25 protein-coding genes, 1 pseudogene and 1 riboswitch are annotated in these 26,769 nt (G+C 63.5%); of the genes and pseudogenes, 11 read left to right on the forward strand and 15 right to left on the reverse strand.

The annotated features are described in order from the left end of the window. Positions 1 to 72 precede the first annotated feature (72 nt). Positions 73 to 1,053 (forward strand): GlxA family transcriptional regulator, encoded by a 981-nt coding sequence (locus tag AC0L17_RS02205; protein WP_473514575.1) that lies wholly within the window; start codon positions 73 to 75, stop codon positions 1,051 to 1,053. Between the two features lie 61 nt (positions 1,054 to 1,114). Here the strand turns inward: AC0L17_RS02205 and AC0L17_RS02210 are convergent, their stop codons facing one another. After that, positions 1,115 to 1,321 carry a hypothetical protein gene (locus tag AC0L17_RS02210; protein ID WP_473514576.1) on the reverse strand — a complete coding sequence of 69 codons (207 nt, stop codon included), beginning with the start codon at positions 1,319 to 1,321 and terminating at the stop codon, positions 1,115 to 1,117. Between the two features lie 185 nt (positions 1,322 to 1,506). Further along, positions 1,507 to 2,832 (reverse strand): xylose isomerase, encoded by a 1,326-nt coding sequence (xylA, locus tag AC0L17_RS02215; RefSeq protein ID WP_473514577.1) that lies wholly within the window; start codon positions 2,830 to 2,832, stop codon positions 1,507 to 1,509. A gap of 113 nt (positions 2,833 to 2,945) precedes the next feature. Between xylA and AC0L17_RS02220 the strand changes: the two genes are divergently transcribed. Next, positions 2,946 to 3,308, forward strand: a complete 363-nt coding sequence (locus tag AC0L17_RS02220; RefSeq protein ID WP_023796865.1) for a nuclear transport factor 2 family protein — start codon at positions 2,946 to 2,948, stop codon at positions 3,306 to 3,308. A gap of 35 nt (positions 3,309 to 3,343) precedes the next feature. On the opposite strand, the gene xylB is transcribed toward AC0L17_RS02220, so the two are convergent. The 3 genes from xylB to AC0L17_RS02235 all read right to left on the reverse strand — a co-directional run bounded on the left by xylB (position 3,344) and on the right by AC0L17_RS02235 (position 6,836). Then, the gene (gene xylB / locus AC0L17_RS02225; protein WP_473514578.1) at positions 3,344 to 4,798 is read right to left on the reverse strand and encodes a xylulokinase; all 1,455 of its coding nucleotides are present in this window, start codon (positions 4,796 to 4,798) and stop codon (positions 3,344 to 3,346) included. 82 nt (positions 4,799 to 4,880) lie between these two features. After that, positions 4,881 to 6,203, reverse strand: a complete 1,323-nt coding sequence (locus tag AC0L17_RS02230) for a tetratricopeptide repeat protein (RefSeq protein ID WP_473514579.1) — start codon at positions 6,201 to 6,203, stop codon at positions 4,881 to 4,883. A gap of 9 nt (positions 6,204 to 6,212) precedes the next feature. Beyond that, entirely contained in the window at positions 6,213 to 6,836 is a 624-nt protein-coding gene (locus tag AC0L17_RS02235; protein WP_473514580.1) for a LysE family translocator, read from the reverse strand. Between the two features lie 188 nt (positions 6,837 to 7,024). On the opposite strand from AC0L17_RS02235, the gene AC0L17_RS02240 reads away from it, so the two are divergent. From AC0L17_RS02240 to AC0L17_RS02260, 5 genes are all read left to right on the forward strand, one after another. Continuing rightward, positions 7,025 to 7,792, forward strand: coding sequence for a L,D-transpeptidase (locus AC0L17_RS02240; RefSeq protein ID WP_473514581.1), 768 nt, complete (start codon positions 7,025 to 7,027; stop codon positions 7,790 to 7,792). A 119-nt stretch (positions 7,793 to 7,911) separates the two neighbouring features. Next, entirely contained in the window at positions 7,912 to 9,078 is a 1,167-nt protein-coding gene (locus AC0L17_RS02245) for a diphosphate--fructose-6-phosphate 1-phosphotransferase (protein ID WP_473514582.1), read from the forward strand. Positions 9,079 to 9,110: 32 nt separating this feature from the next. After that, positions 9,111 to 9,830 (forward strand): MBL fold metallo-hydrolase, encoded by a 720-nt coding sequence (locus AC0L17_RS02250; RefSeq protein ID WP_473514583.1) that lies wholly within the window; start codon positions 9,111 to 9,113, stop codon positions 9,828 to 9,830. A gap of 84 nt (positions 9,831 to 9,914) precedes the next feature. Next, complete coding sequence (locus tag AC0L17_RS02255; RefSeq protein WP_128170384.1) at positions 9,915 to 10,526, forward strand: molybdopterin-dependent oxidoreductase; 612 nt, start codon at positions 9,915 to 9,917, stop codon at positions 10,524 to 10,526. Beyond that, the gene (locus AC0L17_RS02260) at positions 10,523 to 11,269 is read left to right on the forward strand and encodes an FAD-binding oxidoreductase (RefSeq protein ID WP_473514584.1); all 747 of its coding nucleotides are present in this window, start codon (positions 10,523 to 10,525) and stop codon (positions 11,267 to 11,269) included. The genes AC0L17_RS02255 and AC0L17_RS02260 overlap by 4 nt, the downstream gene beginning before the upstream one ends. A gap of 114 nt (positions 11,270 to 11,383) precedes the next feature. On the opposite strand, the pseudogene AC0L17_RS02265 reads toward AC0L17_RS02260, so the two are convergent. Both AC0L17_RS02265 and AC0L17_RS02270 read right to left on the reverse strand, forming a co-directional pair. Continuing rightward, a pseudogene (locus AC0L17_RS02265) lies at positions 11,384 to 12,513 on the reverse strand (FAD-binding oxidoreductase). Between the two features lie 23 nt (positions 12,514 to 12,536). Further along, entirely contained in the window at positions 12,537 to 13,784 is a 1,248-nt protein-coding gene (locus AC0L17_RS02270; protein ID WP_091592642.1) for an aromatic ring-hydroxylating oxygenase subunit alpha, read from the reverse strand. 113 nt (positions 13,785 to 13,897) lie between these two features. Further along, positions 13,898 to 14,100, reverse strand: a riboswitch (cobalamin riboswitch). A gap of 507 nt (positions 14,101 to 14,607) precedes the next feature. Here AC0L17_RS02270 and AC0L17_RS02275 point away from each other — a divergent pair. From AC0L17_RS02275 to AC0L17_RS02285, 3 genes are all read left to right on the forward strand, one after another. Next, positions 14,608 to 14,814 carry a DUF680 domain-containing protein gene (locus AC0L17_RS02275; RefSeq protein ID WP_473492677.1) on the forward strand — a complete coding sequence of 69 codons (207 nt, stop codon included), beginning with the start codon at positions 14,608 to 14,610 and terminating at the stop codon, positions 14,812 to 14,814. Positions 14,815 to 14,881: 67 nt separating this feature from the next. Beyond that, positions 14,882 to 15,106 carry a DUF680 domain-containing protein gene (locus AC0L17_RS02280; protein ID WP_473514585.1) on the forward strand — a complete coding sequence of 75 codons (225 nt, stop codon included), beginning with the start codon at positions 14,882 to 14,884 and terminating at the stop codon, positions 15,104 to 15,106. 74 nt (positions 15,107 to 15,180) lie between these two features. Then, positions 15,181 to 15,417, forward strand: a complete 237-nt coding sequence (locus AC0L17_RS02285; RefSeq protein WP_473514586.1) for a DUF680 domain-containing protein — start codon at positions 15,181 to 15,183, stop codon at positions 15,415 to 15,417. A gap of 189 nt (positions 15,418 to 15,606) precedes the next feature. On the opposite strand, the gene AC0L17_RS02290 is transcribed toward AC0L17_RS02285, so the two are convergent. From AC0L17_RS02290 to AC0L17_RS02310, 5 genes are all read right to left on the reverse strand, one after another. Continuing rightward, complete coding sequence (locus tag AC0L17_RS02290) at positions 15,607 to 16,719, reverse strand: ABC transporter ATP-binding protein (RefSeq protein ID WP_473514587.1); 1,113 nt, start codon at positions 16,717 to 16,719, stop codon at positions 15,607 to 15,609. 25 nt (positions 16,720 to 16,744) lie between these two features. Continuing rightward, a complete protein-coding gene (gene bglA / locus AC0L17_RS02295; RefSeq protein WP_473514588.1) occupies positions 16,745 to 18,409 on the reverse strand; it encodes a beta-galactosidase BglA in 1,665 nt (554 codons plus the stop codon). 4 nt (positions 18,410 to 18,413) lie between these two features. Continuing rightward, positions 18,414 to 19,568, reverse strand: coding sequence for a carbohydrate ABC transporter permease (locus AC0L17_RS02300; protein WP_027151438.1), 1,155 nt, complete (start codon positions 19,566 to 19,568; stop codon positions 18,414 to 18,416). 1 nt (position 19,569) lies between these two features. Then, positions 19,570 to 20,583 (reverse strand): carbohydrate ABC transporter permease, encoded by a 1,014-nt coding sequence (locus AC0L17_RS02305; RefSeq protein WP_023796848.1) that lies wholly within the window; start codon positions 20,581 to 20,583, stop codon positions 19,570 to 19,572. Positions 20,584 to 20,813: 230 nt separating this feature from the next. After that, the gene (locus AC0L17_RS02310) at positions 20,814 to 22,169 is read right to left on the reverse strand and encodes an ABC transporter substrate-binding protein (RefSeq protein ID WP_473514589.1); all 1,356 of its coding nucleotides are present in this window, start codon (positions 22,167 to 22,169) and stop codon (positions 20,814 to 20,816) included. 361 nt (positions 22,170 to 22,530) lie between these two features. On the opposite strand from AC0L17_RS02310, the gene AC0L17_RS02315 reads away from it, so the two are divergent. Beyond that, a complete protein-coding gene (locus AC0L17_RS02315; protein WP_473514590.1) occupies positions 22,531 to 23,553 on the forward strand; it encodes a substrate-binding domain-containing protein in 1,023 nt (340 codons plus the stop codon). A gap of 116 nt (positions 23,554 to 23,669) precedes the next feature. Here AC0L17_RS02315 and AC0L17_RS02320 read toward each other — a convergent pair whose 3' ends face one another. The 3 genes from AC0L17_RS02320 to AC0L17_RS02330 are packed head-to-tail and all read right to left on the reverse strand — an operon-like array spanning position 23,670 to position 26,414. Beyond that, positions 23,670 to 25,196: a S8 family serine peptidase gene (locus AC0L17_RS02320; protein ID WP_473514591.1), complete on the reverse strand. Its 1,527-nt coding sequence runs from the start codon at positions 25,194 to 25,196 to the stop codon at positions 23,670 to 23,672. Continuing rightward, positions 25,186 to 25,851, reverse strand: a complete 666-nt coding sequence (locus AC0L17_RS02325; protein ID WP_023796841.1) for a hypothetical protein — start codon at positions 25,849 to 25,851, stop codon at positions 25,186 to 25,188. The genes AC0L17_RS02320 and AC0L17_RS02325 overlap by 11 nt, the downstream gene beginning before the upstream one ends. Further along, positions 25,848 to 26,414, reverse strand: coding sequence for a sigma-70 family RNA polymerase sigma factor (locus AC0L17_RS02330; protein ID WP_473514592.1), 567 nt, complete (start codon positions 26,412 to 26,414; stop codon positions 25,848 to 25,850). Before AC0L17_RS02330 ends, AC0L17_RS02325 begins: the two co-directional genes overlap by 4 nt. Between the last annotated feature and the right edge of the window lie 355 nt (positions 26,415 to 26,769).

Below are 26,769 nucleotides of genomic sequence, written 5' to 3' on the forward strand. Positions count from 1 at the left end.
CATGGACCCAATCGAACAGATGGCAACAATGCCTGACTTGCCGGAAACTGTTTTGCATTTTACGAAGTACGTATGATGAAAAACGAAAAGTCGTCGATCTTTCGCGCCGAACGGTTGCCGCTCAAGGTGACGCTGCTGGTGTTTTCCGGGTCGTCGATCATGTGCGTGGCCTCGGCCGTCGATCCGCTGCGCGCCGCCAACCGTATTGCCGGCGAGACGCTGTTCGATTTCAGGCTGGTTGCGGCGCCCGGCTACGCGCCGGCCACCACATGCGGCCTGCCGGTTGCGGTCAGCGGCCGCTTCGATGCGGCGGATACGACGGATGTGCTTGTCGTCGTCGCCGGTTTCGGCACGCAGAACTATGCCACGTCGGCCCTGCTTGCCGGCCTGCGCCGAGCGGGGCGCGCCGCACGCGCCTGCGGCGGCGTCGAAGCCGGCACCTGGCTGGTCGCCCGCGCCGGTCTGCTGGAAGGGCGTAGCGCCACCACCCATTGGGAGGACATGGAGGACTTCTCCTCGGCCTTTCCCGAGGTCGACGTTCGCCCCGACCGCTATGTCATCGACGGGCCGGTCTTCACCTCCGGTGGCGCTTCGCCGACCTTCGACCTGATGCTGCATCTGATCCGCACGCGGCTCGGCATGGCGGTCGCGCTCGATGTGGCAAGCGTCTTCATCTACGACCAGGCACGCGCCGCGACCGACGCGCAGCCTTTGGTCTCGCTCGGCCGCCTCGACGGCTACGATCCGCGGCTTGCGCAAGCCATCCGGCTGATGGAAACCCACGTCGACCAGCCCTTGACCATTGCCGCGGTGGCAAAGCGCGCCGGGGTGACGGCACGAACGCTGGAAAGCATCTTTCGCAAGTCGATCGGCGAGACGCCGGGCGCCTATTATCTCAGGCTGCGGCTGGCTGCCGCGCGCCGGCTGGTGGTCGACACGCGCGTGGCCATGGCCGATATTGCCGGGCGAACGGGGTTCTCGTCCGCCGCGGCATTTTCCAGGGCGTTCTCAAGGGCTTTCGGCGAAGCGCCGGTCAGGCTGCGCAGGAGATAATGCATGTCGCCCAAAAGTGCGTAGCGGTTTTGGGGTAACGGCATGCATAGACAAAGGTGGATCAGGCAGCGTCCTGGCGGTCGCTTTTGCCGTCGATCTGCGAGCGCATCTGTCTCGCAAGGTGGGTCTCGAAGCGGCTGGCGACCGCGCGGTCCCATTCGTTTGCACCGCGCGCGCCATTCTTCGGATGCGGCAGCGCCATCAGCCGGTCGATGATCGATCCCTCGCCAGATGAGAGCAGGGCGTCGATTTCGCGTTCGTGCTGCATATCGTTTCGCCTCCTTCTTTCTGTTCCCGCCACGAACCACATATACGAGATTCGTGACGGCTGTTTGAAGGCAAGAGCGAGGCGATTGAGGGGCGGTGCGAGGCAAAACCTTGTCGTCGGTTCCGCCCTCGCGCAAAGCTGTTCCGGGCCGGCGGGTCGGTCAACAGACCCGCCGGTGCGGCACCTCAGACGTACCGGTTGACGATATTCTCGAGCAGTTCCTGGCGGCCGGATCTCGGCTGCGGCTCGATCTTCTTCTTGACGACGCGCTCGGTGATCTCCTCCAGCGTCCGCTTGCCGGCAAGCATCGCCTTGGCCTCGGCCGAATTCCAGCCGGCATAGCGCTCGGCCAACGGTCCCGACAGCGCCTTGTCCTCCACCATTTTAGCAGCGGCCTTGAGGCCGCGTGCACAGCAATCCATGCCGCCGATATGGCCAATCAGCAGATCCTGCGGATCGAGCGACTGTCGCCGAAGCTTGGCGTCGAAATTGGTGCCGCCGGTCTTGAAGCCACCGGCCTGCAGGACCTGATAATAGGCCAATGCCATCTCCGGCACGTTGTTGGGGAACTGGTCGGTGTCCCAGCCCGACTGGTAGTCGTTGCGGTTCATGTCGATCGAGCCGAAGATGCCGAGCGCATTGGCCAGCGCCAGTTCATGCTCGAAGGAATGGCCGGCCAGGATCGCATGGCCCTGCTCGATGTTGAGCTTGACCTCCTTCTCCAGCCCGAAGCGCTTCAGGAAGCCGTAGACCGTGGCGACATCATAGTCGTACTGGTGCTTTGTCGGCTCCTGCGGCTTCGGCTCGATCAGGATGGTGCCCTTGAAGCCGATCCGGTGCTTGTAGTCGACGACCATGTTGAGGAAGCGGCCGGCCTGTTCCTGTTCGCGGGCAAGGTCGGTGTTGAGCAGCGTCTCATAGCCCTCGCGGCCGCCCCACAGCACATAATTGTCGCCCTTCAGCCGCTTGGTGACGTCGATGCAGTGTTTGACCGTCGCTGCCGCATAGGCAAAGACGTCCGGGTCGGGATTGGTGGCGGCTCCCGCCATGAAGCGGCGATTGGAGAACAGGTTGGCCGTGCCCCAAAGCAGCTTGACCCCGGTCTTCTTCATCTTCGCCGCAAAATAGTCTGATATCTCGTCGAGCCGCGCGGCACTTTCAGAAAAATCTTTTCCCTCCGGCCGCACATCGGCATCGTGGAAGCAGAAATAGGGAACACCCAGCAGCGAAAACATGTCGAAGGCGACATCGGCCTTGAGCTTGGCCAGTTCCATCGTGTCGGTGCCACCGGCCTCGGCGAACCACGGCCGCTCGAAGGTCTGGCCGCCGAACGGATCGCCGCCTGGCCAGGCGAAGGAATGCCAGTAGGCGACGGCAAAGCGCAAATGGTCTTCCAGCCGCTTGCCGGCGACAATTTCATCGGGATTGTAGAACCGGTAGGCCAGCGGATTGGTCGAATCCGGCCCCTCGTATTTGATCTTCTGGATGTCGCCGAAAAAGCCGCTGGTCATGTCTGTCTGTCCTCTCGCAGGGTTCGGTCCTGATTACCTCAGGCGTAATTGGTTTCGCGCTGGCGCTGGATGAAAAGGGTCATGTCAAAGCCAATCAACCACGGAGACAGACCATGACCGACCTCAACACGATCGCCGAAAACTACATCGCCGCCTGGAACGAGAGCGATGCCGCGCGCCGGCAAGCCTTGCTCAAGGCGGCCTTCACCGATGACGTCAGCTACCGCGATCCGATCATGCAGGGAGACGGCCACAATGGCCTCGCCGCACTGATCGATGGTGTCCAAAAACGATTTGCCGGCTTCCGGTTCTCGCTGAAGGGCAAGCCGGACGGGTTTGGCGACACGATCCGCTTCTCGTGGAATCTCGGGCCGGAAGGCACCGATTCCGTCATCGAAGGCACCGACATCGGCGTCATCGAGAATGGCCGCCTGAAAAGCGTCACCGGCTTTCTCGACAAGGTCCCGGCACAGTGAGGAAATATCGGGCCGCGGCGGGGGTGGGAAACCACTCACGCCGTGGCCGCCTTGATAGCCGGGTAAAGCAAGCGGTAGCGCTGATAGGCATCCGCATAGGCGTTGCTTAGCGCGGCGACCGGTTCGATTGTGGCATTGGTGGCCGGCGCCGTGCACACTCTGAGCGGATCGGCGCCCGTCGCCGCGATCAGGCCAAGCCTCGCTGCTCCGAAGGCGGCGCCGAAATCGCCGTCGGCGGGAATGTCGACGGGCAGGCCGAGCGCGGTGGCGATTGCCTTTAGCCAGTAGTGCGAGCGCGAGCCGCCGCCGATCGCCGTCACCCGCGTCAGCGTCGTGCCGGCCTTGGCCAGGGCTTCGAGACTGTCGCGGAAGGCGAAAGCCACGCCCTCCAGCACGGCCTGGGTCAACACGGCGCGGCTCGATTCATGCGCAAGCCCGGTAAACGAGCCGCGAATGGCCGAATCATTGTGCGGGGTGCGCTCGCCCGAGAGATAGGGCAGGAAGGACACGCCGGTCGGCGCCTTCAGCGTATCGCCGAGCTCGGCGGTCAGCTCGCCGGCGCCTTTGCCTGAAATCTCGGACAGCCAGTTGAGCGAATCGGTTGCCGACAGGATGACGCCCATCTGGTGCCAGGTGTCGGGCAGCGCGTGGCAGAATGTGTGCACCGCGCTTTCCGGGTTGGGCAGATAGGACGCATTGGCGGCAAACAGCACGCCTGACGTGCCAAGCGAGACAAAGGCCTGGCCGGCGGCGACCGTGCCCATGCCGCAGGCCGACGCCGCATTGTCGCCGGCGCCACCGGCGATCGGGATGCCCGCCTGCATCCCCCATTTCGAGGCCAGTTCGCTGCGCAACGCGCCAGCCTTCTCAGTGCCTTCGACCAGTGACGGCATCTGCTTCTCGTCGAGCGACGTGGCGGAAAGCAGATCGGATGACCAGCCTCGCTTGCCGACATCGAGCCAGGACGTGCCGGCCGAGTCCGACATCTCCGAAATATGCTCGCCGGTGAGCCAGAGCCGCAGAAAATCCTTTGGCAGCAAGACCTTTGCCAGTTTGGCGAAAATATCCGGCTCATTGTTTCTCACCCAGACCAGCTTTGGCGCGGTGAAACCGGGAAACACGATGTTGCCGGTCAGCTTGCGAAAGCGCGGGTCGGCGTCGAGCTTGGCGGCCTCGGCATGGCTGCGCGTGTCGTTCCACAGGATGCAGGGGCGCAGCACCTGGTCGCCGGCATCGAGCAATGTAGCGCCATGCATCTGGCCGGAGAGGCCGATGCCCTTCACGGCGGCGAGCTGTTCTGGATGAGAAACCTTGAGCTCGGCGATCGCTTCCTCGCAGGCGCGGATCCACTCGGCGGGGTTCTGCTCCGACCAGCCGGGGTGCGGCCGCGACACGTCGAGTGACGCGTGGCCGGAGCCGACGATGCTCTGCCCGGCATCGATCAACAGCGCCTTGACGCCCGACGTGCCCAGATCGAGGCCGAGATACATGGTGTCCTCCCATTGCCATTAATTTTTTCGGATCTCGAAAAAATCCGACTTGGCAGTTTTTTAAGACAAGAACCGCCTCCGGTCAATTCTCCGACAAATCGGCAGCGCGCTGCGAAAGCAGCGCCGAGAGCGGGCTGGCGGGCCGCGCCAGCGCGCGTTCCGCGGCAAGTGCCCTTGCCAATGCACGGTCGCCCGACCGCAGCGCTGCCTCGATCAGCGTCAGGTCGATGACGTCGCGCTGCGCATGACTGCCGCCGAAGCGGTGGGCGATCGCCCGGATGGGTCGGATCAGGCGGACCGTCTCGGCAAAATTGCCGTTGCCGAACGCCTTGATGGCGAGCGTCAGGGGGTAGCCGACATCCCGGGTAAAGACGGCGTTGTCGTCGTTGGCGTGCATGGCCTCGCGCTGTGTTTCGAGCAAGGTGCGAGCCGGCGCTTCCTGGCCGGCGCCGACGAGGGCCATCATTGCGTGGGCATCGTTGAAGGCATAGTTGCCGGCGCTGGCCTTGGCCCAGTTGGCGGCGAGGGCCGCCCAGCGGCCGCCGACATCGACGCCGTCGAGATGCAGCCGCCACAGGATCGCCGAGGCGTCGACCATGTTGAGCGCCAGCGTCGAGCGCTCGCCGTAGATCGGGCCGTCATGGAGCGCCAACACCTCGTCGGTCTCGCCGAGATCATAGTGGAACAGCGCCAGATGCCACCAATTATGCACTTTCAGGAAGCTTTCACGCGTCCACGCGTCGGGGTTGGCGCGCATCCAAGCGATGCCGTCCCTTTGCCGGCTCTGCATTTCCATGACATGGGCGACGGCGTGCTGCGCCCAGCCGTCGCGCGGCTCGATGTCGACTGCCATGCGGCCAAGCTTTTCGGCGCGCGCATAGTCGCCCATTTCCTCCAGTCCGAACGCCTGCATGCCGAGTACGGCGTGGTAGCCCGGCATGCCGCTTTGCCACGACGGCAGCGCGCGGCCGATGCGGTCGCGCAGCATGCGGGCATTGCCGGTGAAGAAATCGATCTGGTGCCCGGTCTGCAGCGCCAGCGCATCGAGTGGAAACTCGATGGCGATATCCTCGAGCAGACGGGCGGCTTCATGCCAGCGACCTGCGGCAAGATGGCCAAGTGCTGCGACATGCGCCTGCTCGCGCGGCGTGGCGGCAAGCGGCAGTGCCGCCTCATGGCATGTCCTGGCCACGGCTGTCGCCTCGCGCTCGGTGGCGAGGCCGAAGAGATAGCCCTTGAACACATGCGCCATGACGAAGCCGGGATCCTCGGCGATGGCGCGATCGACCGAGCCGACCGGGTCGCCGATGAAGCATTGCAGTTCGCGCACGGCCTGGCTGTAGGACGAGAACCCGGCCTCCGTCGCGCCCGAAAACGTCAGCCCGAATGCGTCCCTGACTGCCACGTCATGTCCTCAATTGCCCGAGCGCATCGCCACTGTGGCGACGCCGGCGCCGACCAGCAGCGTGCCGCCAGTGCGGTTGAAGATGCGGATCGCCTTCGGGTTGCGAACGACGTTGCGTGCCCTTGCGGCGATCAGCGCGTAACCGAAGGCATTGGCGAAAGCGAGCGCCAGGAAAGTCGTCTCGAAGATCAGCATCTGCGTCCAGAAATCGGCATGCCGGTCGAGGAACTGTGGCAGGAAGGCGACGAAGAAGGTGATGCTTTTCGGATTGAGCGCGGTGACCAGCCAGGCATGCGCCATCATCTTGGCCGAGGACACCGCGTCCAGGCGCGGCTCGGCCTTGAGCGTGCCGCCGGCGCGAAACAGCTTTATGCCGAGATAGATCAGATAGCCGGCGCCGACCACCTTCAGCACCGTGAACACGGTGGCCGACGCCGCCAGCAGCGCGCCGATGCCAAGCATCGACAGCGTCATCGCGGTGAAATCGCCAAACGCCACGCCAACCGCCATCGGCAGCGCCGTGCGCCAGCCCTGGCCGAGCGCATAGGACACGACCAGAAGGATAGTTGGGCCGGGAATGACAAGAAGGATCGTCGAGGCGGCGGCAAAGGCGGCCCAGTTTTCGAAGGACATGTTCGTCTCCTTGAGCTCAAAGAAGAGGATAAATCCTTGGGCTCACAAAGATGTAAAGGGGCAAAAATCGAAAATGCCCCTGGTTAACATCAGGCGACGGTTCTTCACGCTTTTTCAACCATGATTGGTGAAAATGCACTCTATCCGGCCGGACCGTGTTTCCCGCCGACAGCGTAGGGTTTGGGTAGATGCGTGAGTTGCCGCAAGGTCTGACGCCGCCGCACAATGGCGACGAAATCGAAATTTCCGAAATCCAGCTTTCCCGCCGCGCAGTGTTGTCCGGCGCCGGTGCGCTGGCGCTGCTCGGCGCCGCCGGCTGCAGCCAGACGCTCGACCTGTCGGCGCTGCAACTCGACGCCGTCACCACCGGCGCGATCACCCCTGTCCGCCCGAGCATCAGCGTCGACAAGAACATCACCAGCCCTGGTGTGATGTATGCCTCCGTCACCGACGGCGGCTTCACGCTGCCGGAAGTGCCCTACCTCAAGGTCAAGCCGGAGTTCCGCCGCCAGATCGTCGTCGACCCGACCGGCGAGCAGCCCGGCACCATCGTCGTCCATTCGCAGGAGCGGCTGCTCTACCTGGTGCAGCCCGGCGGTGACGCGATCCGTTACGGCGTCGGCATCGGCAAGGAAGGCTTTCGCTGGTCGGGCCGCGCCAACATCCAGTACGGCAAGGAATGGCCGACCTGGAGGCCGCCGGCCGAGATGATCGCCCGCAAGCCGGAACTGGTGAAATGGCAGGCTGGGCAGCCCGGCGGCCTCGACAACCCGCTCGGCGCGCGTGCGCTGTACATCTACCAGAACGGCCAGGACACCGGCTACCGCATCCACGGTTCGCCCGAATGGTGGAGCATCGGCCAGGCGATGTCGTCGGGCTGCGTTCGCCTGATCAACCAGGATATCATCGACCTCTACAGCCGCGTCTCCAGGAAGAACCCGGTCGTCGTCGTCTGACCCTCCCGGTCATCGTCTGGACTCGAGGCTGCTGGCGCGGCCGCTCGACTCTCCCGTTGCGCGATCTCGCAAGACAGGCGAATGTGCCCTGCAAAGTCACTGCTCGGGAGACGTGAAGCATGTCCGGAACTTTTGTCATCGCACAAGGCGGCGGCCCGACCGCCGTCATCAACCAGACGGTGGTGGGCGCCACACTCGAGATCCGCAAGCGGCGTCCCGGCGCCAAGGTGTTGGGATCCATCCATGGCGTGCGCGGCATCCGCGACGGCAACTATGTCGATCTTTCGGCTATCCCTGAGGACCGGTTGCGGTTGATTGCTGCGACGCCGAGCGCCGCGCTTGGCTCGACCCGCGACAAGCCGGACGAGGCCTATTGCGAGATCATCCTCAACGGCCTGAAGAAGGCCGGCGCCGACGCCTTCATCTATATCGGCGGCAACGACACGTCGGGCACGCAGCAGATCCTGACCGACGCCGCCGGCGGCAAGATGGCTTTCGTCCATGCGCCGAAAACCATCGACAACGATCTCGAGGAGAACGACCACACGCCCGGCTTCATTTCGGCAGCCGAGTTCGTCGCCGGCGCCTTTCTCTCGGTCGACCTCGATTTCCGTGCTCTGCCCGGCATCTATGTCGGCATCGTCATGGGGCGGCACGCCGGTTTCCTCACCGCCGCCGCCGCCGCATGGCAGCTTGATCCCGACAGCGGCCCGCATCTCGTCTATGTGCCGGAGCGTCCGTTCTCGGCTGCGGCCTTCATCGACGATGTTCGCGCCACGCTTGATCGCCACAAGCGCTGCATCGTCGCAGTCTCCGAAGGCGTCAGCACAGCCGACGGCAAGGCGCTGGTCGAAAGTCTTGTCCCGCCGGACAAACTGGAGCGCGATGCGCATGGCAACGTCAAGCTGTCGGGCAGCGACCTGCCGGCCGCCCTCGAGCGTGCGCTGGCCGAAGGATTGCCGGGCAAGCGGGCCCGCGTCGATGCGCTCGGCTACATGCCGCGCGGCTATGTCGGCGCCATCAACCCCGTGGATGCACAGGAAGCCTTTGATGCCGGCGTCTTTGCGGTCGCCGTGGCCGAGCAGGGCGGCGGCTCGGTGGCGCTGCAATATGACGGCAAGAAAACCGTGCTGAACACGGTGCCGCTGAAAAACGTCGCCGGCAAGACCCGTCACATGCCCGACGATTTCATGCTGCCTGAGGTCAATCAACTCTCCGATGCAGGAATGGCCTATCTGAAGCGGCTGGTTCCCGAAAAATACAAGGTCGGAAAGCCGTTCGTCTGAGCCGGCTCGGTTCTGATGCCGGAATCTTCGTGATGCGTGACTGGTTCAGCAAGACCGTCATCGACGCCGATACGACGATGCTGACCGAGCCGTTCGTGCATGATTTCGTGCGCGCCAACATCTGGCATCTGCGTGGCCGCGACGTCGACCTGCTTGTCGACACCGGCATGGGGATTTGCCCGCTGGCGCCGGAGATCGACACGCCTGATGGCAAGCCGCTGCTCGTCGTCGCCACCCATATCCACCTCGACCATGTCGGCTCTCTGCACGAATTTCCGTTGCGAGCCGGGCCGAGGGTGAGTGCTGCGCAATTCGACAGCATGGATGACGCCGTCACCTACGCCCACATGTTTCATGATCTCGACGGCGCCGTCTCGAAGCTGCCGGCACCGGCCTGGAGAGTGGCCGAATACAGAATCCAGCCGGCGCCGCTGACGCGGACGCTTGACGAGGGCGATCTGGTCGACCTTGGCGACCGGCAATTCCGGGTGCTGCATCTGCCCGGCCATTCGCCGGATTCGATCGCGCTGTTCGATGAGGCCGACGGCCTGTTCTTCGCCGGCGACGCCATCTACGACGCCTTGCTGATCGACGACCTGCCGGATTCCGACCGATCAGCCTATCGCCGAACCATGCAGCGGCTGCTCGATCTGCCTGTCAGCATCGGCCATGGCGGCCATGGACCAAGCTTCGACGCCAAACGGATGCGCGAGATCGCCACCGGTTATCTCAGGCGAACAGACGGCGCATAAGCCAAGAATCTGGTTGCCCGCCAGAGTATCTTTGACAACATTGGTGAAGGCCGACAGGCGGCCTGATGCAAACGGATTGTCTCGATGGTCACCCGCGGCTTCTCTTCAGGACGAAAGCCCCCGACGGATGCGGATGCGCGTATCCCGCCGGGGCAGTATCTCGAGCAAGGGTTTCCGGTGCTGTCGGCCGGGCCGACGCCGCCTGTGCGCACCGAGGACTGGTCGTTCACGCTCAAGCACGGACCGCGGCCGATCAAGACGTGGAACTGGACAGAGTTCAACGCGCTGCCTTTGACCAAGATGACGCGCGACATCCATTGTGTCACCGCGTGGACCAAGTTCGACACGGCGTGGCAGGGTGTGCTGGTCGACGATATTCTGGCGGATGCCGGCATCGAGCCACCGACCGCCTTCACGCTGGCGCTGTCCTTCGACGGCTATACAACCAACGTGCCGACGCAGGATCTCACTGCCGGCAAGGCAATGGTGGCGCTGCTTTACGAAGGCAAGCCGATCACGCCGGACCATGGCGGCCCGGCGCGGCTGCTGGTTCCGCATCTCTATTTCTGGAAGTCGGCCAAATGGCTGAACGGCCTGCAGTTCACCGAGCGCGACGAGCCCGGCTTCTGGGAGCTGCGCGGCTATCACATCTATGGCGACCCGTGGCGCGAGCAGCGCTATACGGGCGATCCATGAGCAACGCGCCGGCGGCGCAGTCGCCCTGGCAGACGGTGACCATCGCCCGCATCGAAAAGCGCACGCCGCGCGTCACCAGCTTTTTCCTCCAGCCGTCGCGGCCCTTCGCCTATCGTGCCGGGCAGCATGTCGATGTCAGGCTGACGGCGCCGGACGGCTATCAGGCGCGCCGCTCCTACTCAATCGCCTCGGCGCCGGAAGCCGGCGAGCCGATCGAGCTGGCGATCGAAAGGCTCGATGATGGCGAGATCTCGCCCTTCTTCCACGATATCGCGGCGGTTGGCGACGAGGTCGAGTTGCGCGGACCGCTCGGTGGCCACTTCGTCTGGTCCGACAGCGACGGCGGCCCGCTTCTGCTGGTCGGCGGCGGGTCCGGCGTGGTACCGCTGATGGCGATGATCCGCCATCGCGCCGCGCGCAGATCGGCGGTGCCCGTGGCATTGGTATTTTCCGCACGGGTCTGGGACGAGGTGATCTTTCGCGACGAGCTGATCGACTTCCACGATCGCCGGGACGGCTTCGATCTGGTGTTGGCGCTGACCCGCGAGGCCGCCCGGCGCCCGTCAGACTATTCGCGGCGGGTCGATGCCGCGATGATGGAGCAATCGATGCTGCGGCTGCCCGCGCCGCCAAGGTTCGCCTTTGTCTGCGGCTCGAATGCGTTCGTGTCGGCCGCCGCCCAGGCGCTGATCGATGCCGGTGTGCCGGCAAGCCTCATCCGCACCGAACGCTACGGGGTTTAATGCATGTCACGCAAAAAATGTGCAGCGGTTTTGCGATGACGACATCCATAAAAACAATAACTTAAAGCGCGTCGCATGAATCCATTCAGCCGCGACGCGCTTTAAGCTCCCCGGTCAGGCGTCGACCTCGAGCGCCGTCAGCGGCTTCGAACAGCAGGCAAGAATGAAGCCGTCGTCGATCTCGTGATCGAGGATGCCGCCATTGTGGCTCATCTCGACCGTGCCCGAGACCTTTTTCACCTTGCAGGTTCCGCACAGGCCGAACTCGCAGGCTGCGGGGATGCGTACGCCCGAAGCGCGCGCCGTCTGCAGCACGGTCTGGCCGGCAACGCATTCGGCATCAATATCCGAAAGCGAAAAGCGGATCGGCGTTGCGGCCTCGGCAGGTACCTCGATGCCGCCCTCTGCTGGCCCACCTTTTGCCGGCCCACCCTCTGCCGGCGAACCGAACGGGGCCGGAATTTCCTCCACCGCCGGGGCCGCAAAGCTCTCCTGATGGTAGTTGGCCATGTCGAAGCCGGCCGCCTCTAGCATCTGCCGCACGGCGCGCATGAACGGGTCGGGGCCGCAGCAAAAAATTTCGCGCTCGCGAAAATCGGGCGCCAGCAGCGGCAGCCGTATCGCGTCGATCCGGCCCATATGGCCGAACCAGCCTCACGACTGGACCGCTCCTCGATCATGAAGCCGAGCGTCAGGCCCGGCATGCGGCTGCCGAGCAGCTCGAGCTCTTTGCGGAAGATGATCTCCTCGGGCTTTCGCGCGCAGTTGACGAAGCCGACATCTGTCCATGGCGCGCAGTCGTTCAGCCAGCGCAGCATCGACATCATCGGCGTCACGCCTGAGCCGGCCGAAATGAACAGATACTTGGCCGCTGGATGGCTGTGCAGCGAAAAGTCGCCCGCCGGCCCATAGGCCTTCACGTGAACGCCGGGTGTCAGATTGTCGAACATCCAGCGGGTGCCGAGGCTGCCGGCCTGCGCTTTCACCGTCACCGCGATCGAGAACGGCCTCGACGGCGAGGACGACAGCGTATAGGTCCGCATCATCGGGCCCTCGGTGGTCGGCAGTTCCAGCGTCACGAACTGCCCCGGTCTGTAGCGGAACCAGGTCTGGTTGTCAGAGCGGAAGGTGAAGGTCTTCACGTCAGGCGCCTCGTCGCTGACGCCGATGACTTCCAGCACCTGGAGCCTGTCGTTCCAGGGCGCCATCTCGTCGAGATGGCGGTAGAGGCCAAGGTCAGTCATCGCATTCATCCCCTTGAGCTCGTTCAGGCGACGCTGCGCAGCGCCGGCCGCCCGGCCTCGGCAAGGCGCGGCCCGATGAAGGAGGCGTACCATTCGACGAACTGGATGACGCCGCCCTCATGCAGTTCCGAATAGGGGCCGGGCTCATAGGCCGGCGACAGGATGCCGAAGGCGTTTTCCTCGACAATGCGACGGTCCTGGTCGTTGGTCTCGGTCCAGACATGGGTGAGTTCGGCGAGGTCGTAATCGACGCCTTCGACCGCGTCCTTGTGGACAAGCCATTTGGTGGTGACGGCCGTTTCCGTGGCACTGATCGGCAGCACGCGGAAGGTGACGGCATGATCGCCGAGGATATGGTTCCAACTCGTCGGATAGTGATAGAGCAGCAGCGAGCCGATACGGTCGGTCGAAACGCTGTCGGAAAGGTTCTTCTTCACCGCGCGTCTTCCCGTCATCGTGTAGCTGACGGCGTCGCGCAGCAACGGCGCGCGGGTGGCGCGATACTGCCCGGCCGGATCGATGCGGAACTTGCTCGGCAAGCCCGCCGCCTCGCATTTCGCCCAGTGCGCGAGCATCTCTGGATCGCTGTCGGCGCCCTGCACGCCGGTCACGGTCGGCGCTTCCGGGAATGTCTTGCAGAGTTCCGGATGGTTGCCGGCGCAATGGTAGCACTCGCGGTTGTTCTCCCAGACGAGCTTCCAGTTGCCCTTCTCGACGATGGTCGATTCGAAGGCGATTTTTGCCTCGCGCAGCCGGTGCGGCAGGAGGTAAGGCTCGATCATGGCGCGCATCGGCGCGAAGTCGGCCGGCTCGTTGGCCAGGCAGATAAAGATGTAGCCGCCAACGCTTTCGCAAGCCACCGGCTTCAGGCTGAACTGGCTCTTGTCGAAGCCGTCTGCCATCTGACGAGCAAACAACAGCCGGCCATCCAGCTCGTAGGTCCACTGGTGATAGGGGCAGACCAGCTTCGCCGCAGTGCCCTTGTCGGCATTGCAGACACGGCTGCCGCGATGCCGGCAGGAATTGTGGAAGGCATTGATCTTGCCTTGCTGGTCGCGGACCAGCACGACCGGATAGTCGCCGATCTGGGCGGTGATATAGCTGCCAGCTTTCGGCAACTCGCAATCGTGGCCGATGAACAGCCAGTCGCGATACCAGATCAGCTCCATGTCAAGCTTGAAGAAATCTGGATCGGTGTAGAAGGGCTGCTCGAGCGAATAGCCTTGCCTGCGGCCGTGCAAGAGCCTCAGCATGTCGTTGCGCGCGTCCATGTCCTGTCCTCGTGTAAGGACTGAACTGGTGGTGATGGAGGGAGGACCGTTTGCACGCCGGCGACAGGGCCGGACGTGCATCATCCACCTCTTGACCGCCCACCGCGATCAGTCGAGTCTGAAAATCTCGGGCTGGTTTCCGGGCTCTGGAGTGTCCTTGCGGACTCGTCGCGACACCTTCCCAGGCTTGTGGCCCAGTGGTCTCCCGTTGCGACTTGAACTCCACCACCGTTGCGGGGGCAGCGCCGGGTTCTGACCGGCTTCCCAATTCTCCGCTTCGTCGTCACCAAGCGGCACCTGAGATGGCGTGATCTAATCATGCCGGCCGGCTGACTGCCGGCATGAAAGCGACATCGTATCCATGCGGCGCGACACCGCCGGCGAAACCTGCAGGTTTATATCTGCAGGGCTGAAACCGCACTTTGTCGGCGGCCATTGTCGGCTGCCGTGACATCGAATCCGACCCGCGGCGGAAACCAGGAAGGTTAACAGTTTACAAAAGTGACTATTAGCCGCTTCTAAAATCGAACCGAACGGTTCGTTTCTGTTGACAATGCGTGCAGCACGCTGTGAACGCAAATTCGCCAATCCGTCAAATCATGAATGGCTAATTTTGAATAAGCTATTGAAAACAAACCATAAAACCATGGTAGTAGATGTCTCTGGTACAATTTCAAGGTGTAGATTCTTGGTCCACACGGAACAACTTCGTGATTGGAATCCGCCGAATGGCCTTCCCACATCGGGGCTGTCCGAACGACGCGCGCATCCTCCCAAGACACGCCGCTAGACGGACTGAAGACCAAGATACTGGAGTACTAAAATGAAAAAGATCGCTCTTGCTGCCGTCGCCGTTCTGGCCATCACCGGCAGCGCCTTTGCCGGCAGCGACCATTATGGGTCCGACGCCGCCAACCAGCCGACTGCTTCGGTCGACAGCTCGTATACGGCCTCTGTCCAGACGCCGGCTCACGCTGAAAAGCAGCCCGTTGGCCAGGGCGCCGACCGCAACCTTTTCGGCAACAATTAACAGCTGGTCCCAAACAGCAAAGTGGCGGTCCGCCGCTCGGGATCTGAGGAACTCAGGAGTATTTGAAATGAAGAAGCTCATTCTTGCCACCGCCGCCATTGTGGCCATCTCCGGCAGCGCTTTTGCCGGCAGCGACAACTTTGGATCGAACGGCGCCAACCAGCCGGCCGCTGCGGTCGACAGCAACTCGTACACGGCTTCGATTGGGAATTCGGCTTCGGCGCAGAATCCGGTTCCGGCTGACGAGAAACCCGTCAACGGCAGCGACCGCAACCTGTTCGGCAACAACTAACAGTTCGTTCCAACAGCGGCGGCGGCATTTGCCCGCCGGGCTGGCGGAACCAAGAAAATCCAGGAGTTTTGAAAATGAAGAAGATCGTTCTTACCGCCGCCGCGCTTTTGATTGCTGCGGGCGGCGCTTTTGCCGGTAGCGACAACCTTGGCAGAACCGACATCAACAAGCAGGCGACCATCAGCGTCGACAACACGCAGACTTCTTCGGTACGCAATACCGGCTCGCCGGTCTACAAGCTGCTCAACTCGTCGGGCGACGTACAGAAGTCCGCCCCGCAGGGCAGCGACCGGAACCTGTTCGGCCGCTAGCGCATCGGCCCGAAAATCGGTTCGATTTTCGGAAAGCACGATGCGCAAGGTTAAAGTGTTAGAGCGTACTTTTGTGCGTCCACTTGGGCGCACGTCGCTCTAGCAGCGACCGGAACGCACAAGACCGGCGGGCTTTGCCCGCCGCTCTCGTTTTTGGGTCACCAACTTCCAGCAGTTCGGCTGCCGCTCTCAGGCTGCCTTTGCTTCCGCCTTGTGGAGCGTGAATGAATGTCCGTCGGCGTCGAAAATATGCAGGTCGCCGGCATCGGCATTCAACCGTAGCGCAGCACCGCGCTTGACCTCGACATTGCCTGGCAGCTTGGTGACCAGCGGCAGGTCGGCGCGGCCGATGTCGACATAGACGAGCTGGACCTCGCCGAGTTGCTCGACATAATCCACCGTTCCCTCGAAAAGATAATCCGCACCGGTGGCGATCGTCAGATCTTCCGGCCGCACGCCGAAGCTCACCGAAGCGCCCTTCACCGACGCCGGCGTGGCGATCGGCACCGTCGCCTTGCGCCCGCCGACATGACTGACGATGGTCGGGTCGCCTGATTTGTCGATCGTCGCCGGCAGGATGTTCATGGCCGGCGAGCCGATGAACTGGGCGACGAACAGATTGCCGGGTCTCTTGTAGAGCTCCATCGGCGTGCCGACCTGCTCGATATGGCCCTCCTTGAGCACCACGATGCGGTCGGCCAGCGTCATCGCCTCGACCTGGTCGTGGGTGACGTAGATCATCGTTGTAGCAGGCATCGATTCCTTGAGCTTGGCGATCTCGATGCGGGTGGCGACGCGCAGCGCCGCGTCGAGGTTCGACAGCGGCTCGTCGAACAGGAAGACCTTGGGGTTGCGCACGATGGCGCGGCCGATGGCGACGCGCTGGCGCTGGCCGCCCGACATCGCCTTGGGCAGGCGGTCGAGATATTTGGTCAGCTGCAGGATTTCCGCCGCCTGGCGCACCCGCTTGTCGATCTCGGCCTTGCTCTCCTTGCCGATCTTCATCGAGAACGCCATGTTGTCGTAGACAGTCATGTGCGGATAGAGCGCATAGGACTGGAACACCATGGCGATGCCGCGCTTCGACGGTGGCACGTCGTTCACCACCTCGCCGTCGATCTTGAGCTCGCCGGAGGTGATTTCCTCAAGCCCGGCGATCGACCGCAGCAAGGTCGACTTGCCACAGCCCGAAGGGCCGACGAAGACGATGAACTCGCCCGACTTTATGTCGAGGTCGATGCCATGGAGAATGTTGAGATTGCCGTATGATTTCTTCACTTGCCTTAGCGTGACATCGGCCATGGGTTCCCTCCAGTGAATTGCAAATTCAGTCGATACGCCCGAACCAGGCGCCGTAGCCGCCGAGGCGGATAAAGCCGGCGTCAGTCTGTCCCGAAAACCCGTGCCCCGGCAAGGGCTGCAGCGAGCGTCCGCCGAGATTGACTTCGGCCGGTCGGCTGCCGAGATTGAAGGCGCAGACGATCTGCTCATTGCCCTCGCGGCGCGTGAAGGCGACCGTATCGCCCTGGCTTTCGATGAACTCGATCTCGCCCTTGGCCAGCGCCGGATACAGGTGGCGGAAAGCGAGAAAGCGCCGGTAGTGTTCGAGCAGCGAGTTGTCGTCGCCCTGCTGCACATCGACCGCCTGCGAAAGGTGCTTGGCAGGCACAGGCAGCCAGGGCTTTGCCGTGGAGAAGCCGCCATTGCCGTCGGCGCCATTCCAGACCATCGGCGTGCGGCAGCCGTCGCGGCCCTTGAATTCCGGCCAGAACCGGATGCCGTAGGGGTCCTGCAGATCCTCGAATTGCAATTCCGCTTCGCCAAGACCGAGTTCCTCGCCCTGGTAGATGCAGACCGAGCCGCGCAGCGACATCAGCAGCGCCGAGATCACCTTGAGATAAGCGGTCTGGTCGGCCTCGCCGGCCGCCCAGCGCGAGGCAGTGCGCATCACGTCGTGGTTGGAGAAGGCCCAACACGACCAGCCGTCGCTGGCGACCTCGCCAAAGGCTTCCAGCACCGAACGCACCTTTGCCGCGCTGATCTTTTCGGGCGCCAGGAAGTCGAATGAATAGCACATGTGCACGCGCTTGCTGCCGGCGGTATAGGCCGCCACCACCTCCAGTCCGCGCTGCGAGTCGCCGACTTCGCCAACCGCCGCCGTCGCCGGATATTCGTCGAGCAGGGCGCGGAAACGTTCGAGGAAGCCAAGGTTTTCGGGGCGGCTCTTGTCGTAGAGATGGTCCTGGTAGTTGTAGGGGTTGACGGAAGGAGCGGTCTGGTCGTTGCGCTGTTCGGGCGGCAGCGGCGGATTGTCCTCGAGGCCCTGGCTGTGGAAGTAGAAATTGATGGTGTCGAGGCGGAAACCGTCGACGCCGCGCTCCAGCCAGAAGCGGGTGACATCGAGCAGCGCGTCCTGGACTGCGCGGCTGTGGAAGTTGAGATCGGGCTGCTCGGCCAGGAAATTATGCAGGTAATATTGCTGGCGGCTGGTGTCCCACTGCCAGGCCGAACCGCCGAAGATCGACAGCCAGTTGTTGGGTGGCGTGCCGTCGGGCCTGGCGTCGGCCCAGACATACCAGTCGGCCTTCAGGTTGGTGCGGCTCGAGCGGCTTTCCTTGAACCACGGATGGATGTCGGCGGTATGCGACAGCACCTCGTCGATCATCACCTTGAGCCCGAGCCTGTGCGCCTCGGCGGTCAGGGCGTCGAAATCGGCCAGCGTGCCGAACATCGGATCGACGTCGCAATAGTCTGACACGTCGTAGCCGAAATCCTTCATCGGCGACTTGAAGAACGGCGAGATCCAGATGGCATCGACGCCGAGCGCCGCGATATAGGGCAGCCTGCCGATGATGCCCCTGAGGTCGCCGATGCCGTCGCCGTTCGAGTCCTGATAGCTGCGCGGATAGATCTGGTAGATCACGGCACCTCGCCACCAGTCGCGGTCGACGGCGAAGTCGGGACTCAACGTCGCTTTCACAGCGGATTGCATGATCTCAGCCTCCCTTCACCGAGCCGGCGAGCAGCCCGCGGACGAAATAGCGCTGCAGCGAGAAGAACACGATCAGCGGCACGACAATGGTGATGAAGGCCGATGTCGTCAGGATCTCCCAGTCGCCGCCGCGCGAGCCGAGCAACGCGTTGAGCTTGGCGGTCAGCACGATCTGGTCGCCCTCGGTGCCGAGGAAAACCATCGCGACCAGCAGATCGTTCCACACCCACAGGAACTGGAAGATGGCGAAGGAGGCCAGCACCGGGAACGACAGCGGCAGCACGATTTTGACAAAGATCTCGAAATCGCTGGCGCCGTCGATGCGCGCCGATTCCATGATTTCTCGTGGCAGGCCGGCAATGTAGCTTCTCAAGAGATAGATGGCGAAGGGCAGGCCGAAGCCGGTATGCGCCAGCCAGATGCCGAGATAGGTTTTCGACGGCACGCCGAAGAAGCTGCCGACACCGTTGTAAAGCTTCAGCAGCGGGATCAGCGACATCTGCAGCGGCACGACCAGGAGCCCGATGATCACCGCGATGAGCAACGCCCGGCCGGGAAAGCGCATCCAGGCCAGCGCATAGGCGGCGAACGCCGCGATCAGGATCGGGATGACCGTCGCCGGAATGGTGACGGTCAGGGAATTCATGAAGGAGCGGCCGATGCCCTCCGAAAACAGCACCGTATTGTAATTGTCGGTGGTGAATTTCGGTGGCGCCGACGAGGCGTAGTAGACGCGCTGGCCACGCTCGCCCTCGAACGGCTTGGTCGAGGTCATGACGAAACTGCCGTCGGGGTTGAGCTGCAAGGTCTCGCCGTCGCCGAGATCGGCTGTGGTGCCGGCGGGATATTGCGTCGGCGCCGACGACTTGACGCCAAAGGCGCTGATGTCGCGGGCCGGATCATCGCCGAAGATGTTGCCCTCGAGGACGAACTTGCCGTCCTTCTCGACTTGCGCCGAGGCGGGTGGCAGCCGCCCCGCTTCCGTCTGCGTGGAACTGGCGAACGAGTTCCACCAGCCCGAGGCGATGATCTGGTCCTTGTCGCGCAGCGACGAGACGAGAATGCCGAGCGTCGGGATCGTCCAGATCGCGACGAAGAGGAAGACCGCGATATGGACGCCGAAACGGCTGGCAAAGGACTTTCCGGTCGAGACGGCCATCTCAATGTCCTCCCGTCTCTTTGTTGGCCTGGCGGATGTTCCAGATCATGATCGGAATGACCGCGATCATGATGATGATGGCGATGGTGGCGCCACGGCCGAAATCGCCGCCGCCGCGGAACATCCAGTCGAACATCAGATTGGCCAGCACCTGGCTGTTCCATTGGCCGTTGGTCATCGTCAGCACGATGTCGAAAACCTTCAGCACCAGGATGGTGATGGTGGTCCAGACGACGGCGATCGTTCCCCAGATCTGCGGCACCATGATCTTCCAGAAGATCTGGAACGGATTGGCGCCGTCGATGACGGCCGCCTCCAGCGTCTCCTCGGGAATGCCCCGCAAGGCAGAGGACAGGATGACCATAGCAAAGCCGGTCTGGATCCAGATCAGGATGATCATCAGGAAGAAATTGTTCCAGAACGGCAGCGATATCCAGACCTGCGGCTGGCCGCCGAAATATTGGATGATGGCATTGAGCAGGCCGATCTGCGTCTGGCCAGCACCGCGGTATTCGTAGATGAATTTCCAGATGACGCTGGCGCCGACGAACGAGATGGCCAGCGGCAGGAAGATGAGGCTCTTGGCGATGGTGCCCCACCAGATCTTGTCGGTGAGGACGGCGATGATCAGCCCGAGGAAGGTGCAGGCGGCAGGCACGACCGCCAGCCAGATGATGTTGTTGAGGATGGAGGTGCGGAATTCGCGATCGCCGAACGCCCATTCATAGTTGGCGAAGCCGACGAAATTGGCGCCACCGCGATCGAGGAACGACAGCCTGAGCGTCTCCACGACCGGGTAGATCAGGTAGATGGTGAGGATGATCATGGCCGGGCCGACGAACAGCCACGGCCGGATCATCCCCTGCCGGCGCAGATTGTCGATGGCCGCCGCACCTGCAACGCCGCGCGACGGGAAGATGATGTCCACCAGCTTGTTGGCGCCCCAGAAATAGGCGACGCAGCCGCCGACGCCGACGACGATGACGAATATGGCCGAGAAAATCTGAGCCGCCACGGGTCCCTCCCTCTGCGCATGATCCGCCAGTCGGGAATGACTTTGGCGATGCGATCACAGGCCGATTCAGTTATTTGGAACGCGATCGGGTGCAAGGCAGGGTTTTGCACTTGCTGGTCGCGCGTCATGCCGGAATGTGCTCATAAAAATTGCTGCTGTGCGGGCCGCCGGTCGGATCCGGGCCACCGAGGCCCGGATCCATGCAGGATCGGACGTTCAGCCGGGACCGCCTACTTGATCGCGTCCCAGCTCTTCTGGATGTCGGTGGCGACATCCTGGGCAGACTTGCCGCCGACGAGATCGATCATGCCGGTCCAGAAGGCGCCGGCGCCGATCTTGCCCGGCATCAGGTCGGACCCGTCGAAGCGGAAGGTCGAGGCCTCGGCGAGGATATCGCCCTGCTTCTTCAGCGCGTCGCTGGCATAGGCGTCCTTGTTGACCGACTTGAACGGCGTCACGAAGCCGCCCTGGGCCATCCAGATCTCATGGGCGAGCGGCATCTTCAGGAATTCGATGAACGCGCGGGCACTCTTGCTATCCTTGGTGATCATGGCCAGCGTGCCGGCGCCGAGAACCGGGGTGCCGAGGTCGGGCTTGGCAGCGTACGCTGGGAAGTAGAAGAAGTCGGCGTCCTGGCCGATCTCGGTGCCTTCCGGGAAGAAGGTTGGGATGAACGACGCCTGATGGTGCAAATAGCATTTCGGCGGCACCGAGAACAGGCCTTTCGGGCTATCGCGAAAATCGGTCGCCGCCACCGCCTTGGCGCCGCCGTCGACCATCTTGTCGTCGGTCGCGATCTTGCCGAAAATGTCGATGGCGTTGACCACCGCGGGGTCGTTGAACGGAATCTCGTTCTTCACCCACTTGTCGTAGGTCTCGGGCGTCTGGGTGCGCAGCATGATGTCCTCGACCCAGTCGGTCGCCGGCCAGCCGGTGGCGCCGCCCGAACCGAGCCCGATGCACCATGGCGTGCCCCCGTCGGCGATGATCTGCTTTTCGAGCTCGGCGAGCTCTTCCTGCGTCTTCGGCACCTCGTAGTCGGCTTCCTCGAAATTGTCCGGCGAGTACCAGACCAGCGATTTCACGTCGGCCTTGTAGGGAAAGGCGAAAAAGCCCGGCTTGCCATCCTTGTCCTTGAAGGTGCCGAGATCGACCCATGACTGGCCGGCGCCGTAATTGTCCTTGATCCAGTTGGCGGTGTCGTCGCCGAGCGGCGTCAGCAGGCCCTTGGACGCCAGATCCTGGATCAGGCCCGGCTGCGGCAGCACGGCGATGTTGGGCGGGCTGCCGGCCTGCGTGTCGATGACGATCTGCTGTTCGTAATTTTCCGACGAGGAGTATTTGACCTCGGCGCCGGTGGCTTCCGAGAAATAGTCGAGAACGGTGCGGATGAGGCCCTCGTCCTCGCCGCGCCATGGCCCGAAGATCGACAGCGTCTCGCCCTTGAGGTCGACTTTCTTGAGCTCTTCGTAATTCGCCCAGTTGAAGCGGGGGTCTTCGCCCGGCTTGAACTTCAGTTCGGCTTGCGCCGGTGCGCCCAGGGCGAGCGCGACAAAGGCGGCGCCCAGCAGAAGCATTTTCCTCATTGGTATTCCCTCCCAGTGGTGACAGACACCGGACGGAACCTCCATTCCGTCCGCCGACGCAGCAGGACTGTGACTCACTCGGAAGGGAACCGCAACCTTTCGAAGAGCCTTCCAAAGCGCTTTGGTCTTTGCAATCACGCCACTGAATTAATCAGAAGTCAAGAGGCTGGTAAACTAATCGATTTAATTTCACGGCCGCAAGAGCAAACAAAGTGCGCTGCAGCACCATTTTGGGCGCTGCAACAGCAAATTTTGCTTCAAACCGGTTAGAAAGGGTGCTTATGATCTTCGCATCGGTAGCGCTTGCCGCCGTGGCGCGAGCGACCCATAGTTAAAGCGCTTTGAGGCTTGGAGGCCTCCGGTGAACCTCAAACAGCTTTCCCACATGCTGGCGCTTTCGCAGACGACGGTAAGCCGCGCGCTGAACGGCTACCCGGAAGTCAACGAGGAAACGCGCCGGCGGGTGATCGACGCAGCCAAGCGCCACGGCTATCGCCCCAACCCGAGCGCGCGTCGGCTGGCTACCGGCAAGACCGGGATGATCGGTTATGTCTTGCCGACCGGGGCGGCCGTCGACATCGACCCGCATTTCGTCGAATTCCTCTCCGGTCTCGGCGACTACGCCCGTTCGCACGAACTCGACCTGGTGCTGTCCCCCGCCGATGCCGACGATCAGGAGACGACCTATCGGCGCATCGTCGCCAACCGGCAGGTCGACGCCGTCTACATCGCCTCGCCGAGGCCGGCCGACCGGCGGGTGGCGCTGGTCAGCACGCTCGGCATCCCCTTTATCGTCCATGGCCGCAGTGAAGGCCTCGATTTCGATTACCCTTTCACCGACATCGACAATGAGGGCGCCTTCCACGAGGCGGCACGGTTGCTCGTCCAGCTCGGTCACCGGCGGCTGGCGCTGATCAACGGCGACGGCCGCGAGACCTTCGCCATTCACCGCGAGCGTGGCGTGCGCCGGGCGCTGGCGGCAAGCGGTCTGGTGCTTGGCGAAGGCGATGTCTGTTCCCTCGCCATGACCGAGGAGAACGGCTACCGCGCCGCCAGACGGTTGCTCGAGCGCAGCGATGCGCCGACCGCGATCGCCTGCTCCAGCCTGATCATGGCGCTCGGCGTCGTGCGCGCGGTGCGCGATCTCGGCCTGACCATTCCGGGCGACCTGTCGCTGATCGCCCACGACGACGTCTTCCCCTGGCTGAAGCCGGAGAATTTTTCGGTGCCGTTGTCGACGACGCGTTCGTCGATCCGCCTGGCCGGCGCTCGTATCGCCGAGCGGCTGGCGGCGCGGATTTCCGGATCGGAGGAGGGCGCCCGCGGCGAAGTCTGGCCGGTCGACCTGGTCATCAGGGGATCGGTCGCCGGCGCACCGCCGTAAGGGGTCAAATGTTGGCGGGTACCGGGAAATACGACATCGCGGTTCGCCCCCTCTGTCCGGCAGGACAGAGGGGGGTGCTTCGCGCCGCCCCTCATCGCTTTACCTCCTACGCGGACTTACTCCTTCGCCGCCTCGGCCGCCCTGATATCCAACAGGCCATGGCCGAAATCATTGTCCCGCCCCTTGGGGCCGAGATCCCTTGCCGTGGCGGCCAGCGCTTTCTCGACCCAGTCGGCGGAACGGTCGGGTGCGGCATGCAGCAGATTGGCGATCGCGCCGGTGACGATCGCTGCGGCAAACGAGGTGCCGGTGACGACATCCGAACCGGCGCCGCTCGGCGCCACCATCTCGACGCCGGGAGCGGAGAGGAAGACGTAGGCGCCGCGATTGGCCTGCTGCATCAGCCCGTCCTTGGCATCGGTGGCAGTCACCGCGATGATGCCGTCGAAGGCGGCCGGGTAGCCGTAGGGCGCCTTCGGTCCGTTGTTGCCGGCGGCCGCGACCAGCACGATGCCCAAGGCGCGAGCATTGCGGCAGGCGACGCCGAGCAGGTCGTTCTTCGGGCCAACGAAGCTCATATTGATGATGCGGACGTCCTGCTCCGCCGCCCAGTCCAGCGCCGCAAGGATGACGTCCATCGTCGATTTGCCGCCCTCGAAGGCGCGGGCGTGGTAGATCCTGGCGCCCGGCGCCATGCCTTTGAGCGCGCCGACGCCGGCGATCAGGCCGTCGATCGAGGTGCCGTGATCGCGCGCCTCGATCGGCACGTCGGGCATGGCGTCGAACTGATCGGCGATGACGCCGGAGAGTGCTGGATTGGTGTCGTCGATGGCGGTGTCGACGACGGCAATGCGCACGTTCTCGCCGCTCGCCCCTTTCGCATCGAGCGCAATGCGCTCGAAGGCATAGTTGACGATGGTGGCTGCCTGCTGCAGCGAGTAGATATGGTTGGGCTCGCGCCGCAAAGTACGGCCGTCGGCGGCAAGCTGTGCCAGCACGACGCCGACCGGGCGGCCATCGGGAATGCCGAAGCGCACCAGCGTCGAGCCGAGCAACTGAGACTGGCGCTGCGAGCGCACCTCGAGGCCAAAGGCGGCGGCGATCTGCTGGACGGCATCGCCCTCCACCGTCACCAGCACCTCGTCCGGCACGAAATCACCAACGATGGCGCGCGGCGGCTCGGCCGCGACGAGATCGCTGGGCGAAATGATCGGGCCGCCCGCCGCAGCGGCTTGTATCGCTGTCGCACCGGCAGGCGGGACCGGCGGCGGCAACGCACCGCTGGCCGGATCGCGGCGCGGATCGGGCGTCGGCAGCGGCGCTTGGCCGCCGCCGATCGGATTGGGGAACAGGTCGACGATCAGCGCGGGAAGAAGCACCGCATTTGTCGCGGCAGGACCTGCGCCGGGGCTTTCGCCGTTGTTATCCCCAGGCCTTTCGCCGCTGGTATCCCCAGGCCTTTCGCCACTGGTATCCGTGGTGTCGCGCTTGATGCAGTCGGCCGCCGTCGCCCCTCGGTTGAGGCAGTCGATTTCAGTCTGCGTAAGGTTCGGATCATTGGTCTGCGCCAAGGCCGGCACAGCGCCGATTATCATCGCCGCCACGAGCAGCGCCGCAAATCGGATGACCGCCCTAGCCGCCATCGACCGGTTTCCTTCCCTCGACCACAGCCTCCGCGAAAGGCTGGGCGGCAATCAGGCCGAGCACTTTTTCATAGTCGGCTGCGGTCGCGGCCGGGATGCCAAGACGGAAGACACCTTCGGCGGTCGGGCCGGCGGCAATCTTCAGCTGGTGCTCGCCAAGAAAAGCGACAATGTCGGCCATCTTCGCATCCGGCTTGAACGTGACCAGCGCGAACGGCATTTTCGCAAGATCGCCTTGCTGGCCGGCAATTTCGAAATCGCTGTCGATGCCGCCAGGCTGCTCAAACGACTGCACCACAACAAGCGCCAGCAGAGCCGCGGCCGCAGCCCAGGCGACGCCGGCGGGAACTGCCGTGAAGCGGCCCCACGCTTGCGCCAGCCAGGACGCCGCCGGCGCGCGCGCTGGACCGGCCTCGGCGTCGAGCGCCCGGGCGAAGCGGCTGAGCGCATCGGCCGGCGGACGGATCGCTTCATTGGATGCAGCGGTGCCGGAGAATTCGGCTTCGGCCTCGCCGAGTGCGGCAAGCGCTGCCGGGTCGGTCGCCAGCCATTCCTCGACGGCTTCGAGCTCTGCACCTTCCAGCGAGCCATTCAGATAGAACGGCAGCAGCGTTTCCATTTCATCGCGACGCGACATCTTTTCAGCGGCGCTCATGGCCATCCCCTGTCGTAACCGGCGGCCTTGAGGGCCTCGCCGAGTTTCTTGCGGGCGTAGAACATCCTGGTCTTGACGGTGGCGACCGGGATGCCGAGCACCTCGCCGATCTCGCTCACCGACTGTCCGTGGTAATAGGCAAGGTCGATCACCGTTCGGTGTTCTTCCGGCAAGGCATCGACGAAGCGCCGCAACGCGGCGCCCTTGTCTTCCTTCATGGTGACGACTTCCGGCGTATCGGCGCCGTCGGCGATCTGGGCCGCGTCATCGTCGTCGATCCAGTCTTCCTTTTTCTTGCGCAACGACGACAGCGCCTTGAAGCGGGCGATGCCGAGCAGCCACGTCGAGACTTCCGAGCGCCCCTCGAAGCCGGGCGCCTGGCGCCAGAGTTCGAGAAACACCTCGTTGGCGATATCGTCGGCCATCATTTCCGATCCCGTCTGGCGCACCACGAAGCGGTAGACCCGCGCGTGGTGGCGCATGAACAGGAGCCGCACGGCGGCACGGTCGCCTTTGGCGACCCGGCCGACAAGCGCGCGATCGGTTTCCGCGGCTGCCGTCATGGCCGGTCGAGCCGCCTGGCTCCTTTCTGCTCTGTCGCTGATCGGCCCAAAAAGGTTCACCGCTTTCCGCCCGGATTATCCTGAAAGCTAGCCGAAGAGCGGCAGCGTTGCCAGAGGTGGTCTTTCCTTCTCCCTTTGTGGGAGAAGGTGTCGCCGAAGGCGACGGATGAGGGGTGTTCGTCCAGCTGGAACACCCCTCATCCGTCTTGCCGCTTCGCGACAATCCACCTTCTCCCGCAAGGGGAGAAGGGAAGGAGTTGTGTGCGTCAAGTTCTGCAAAAATGGCGTGGCATTCAGCGGTGACGTTGGCGTGTCCGCCGCGCAGCCCCGTGTTTAGCGGAGCGGCGGACATGGC

This window comes from Mesorhizobium sp. WSM4829, from assembly GCF_055811475.1.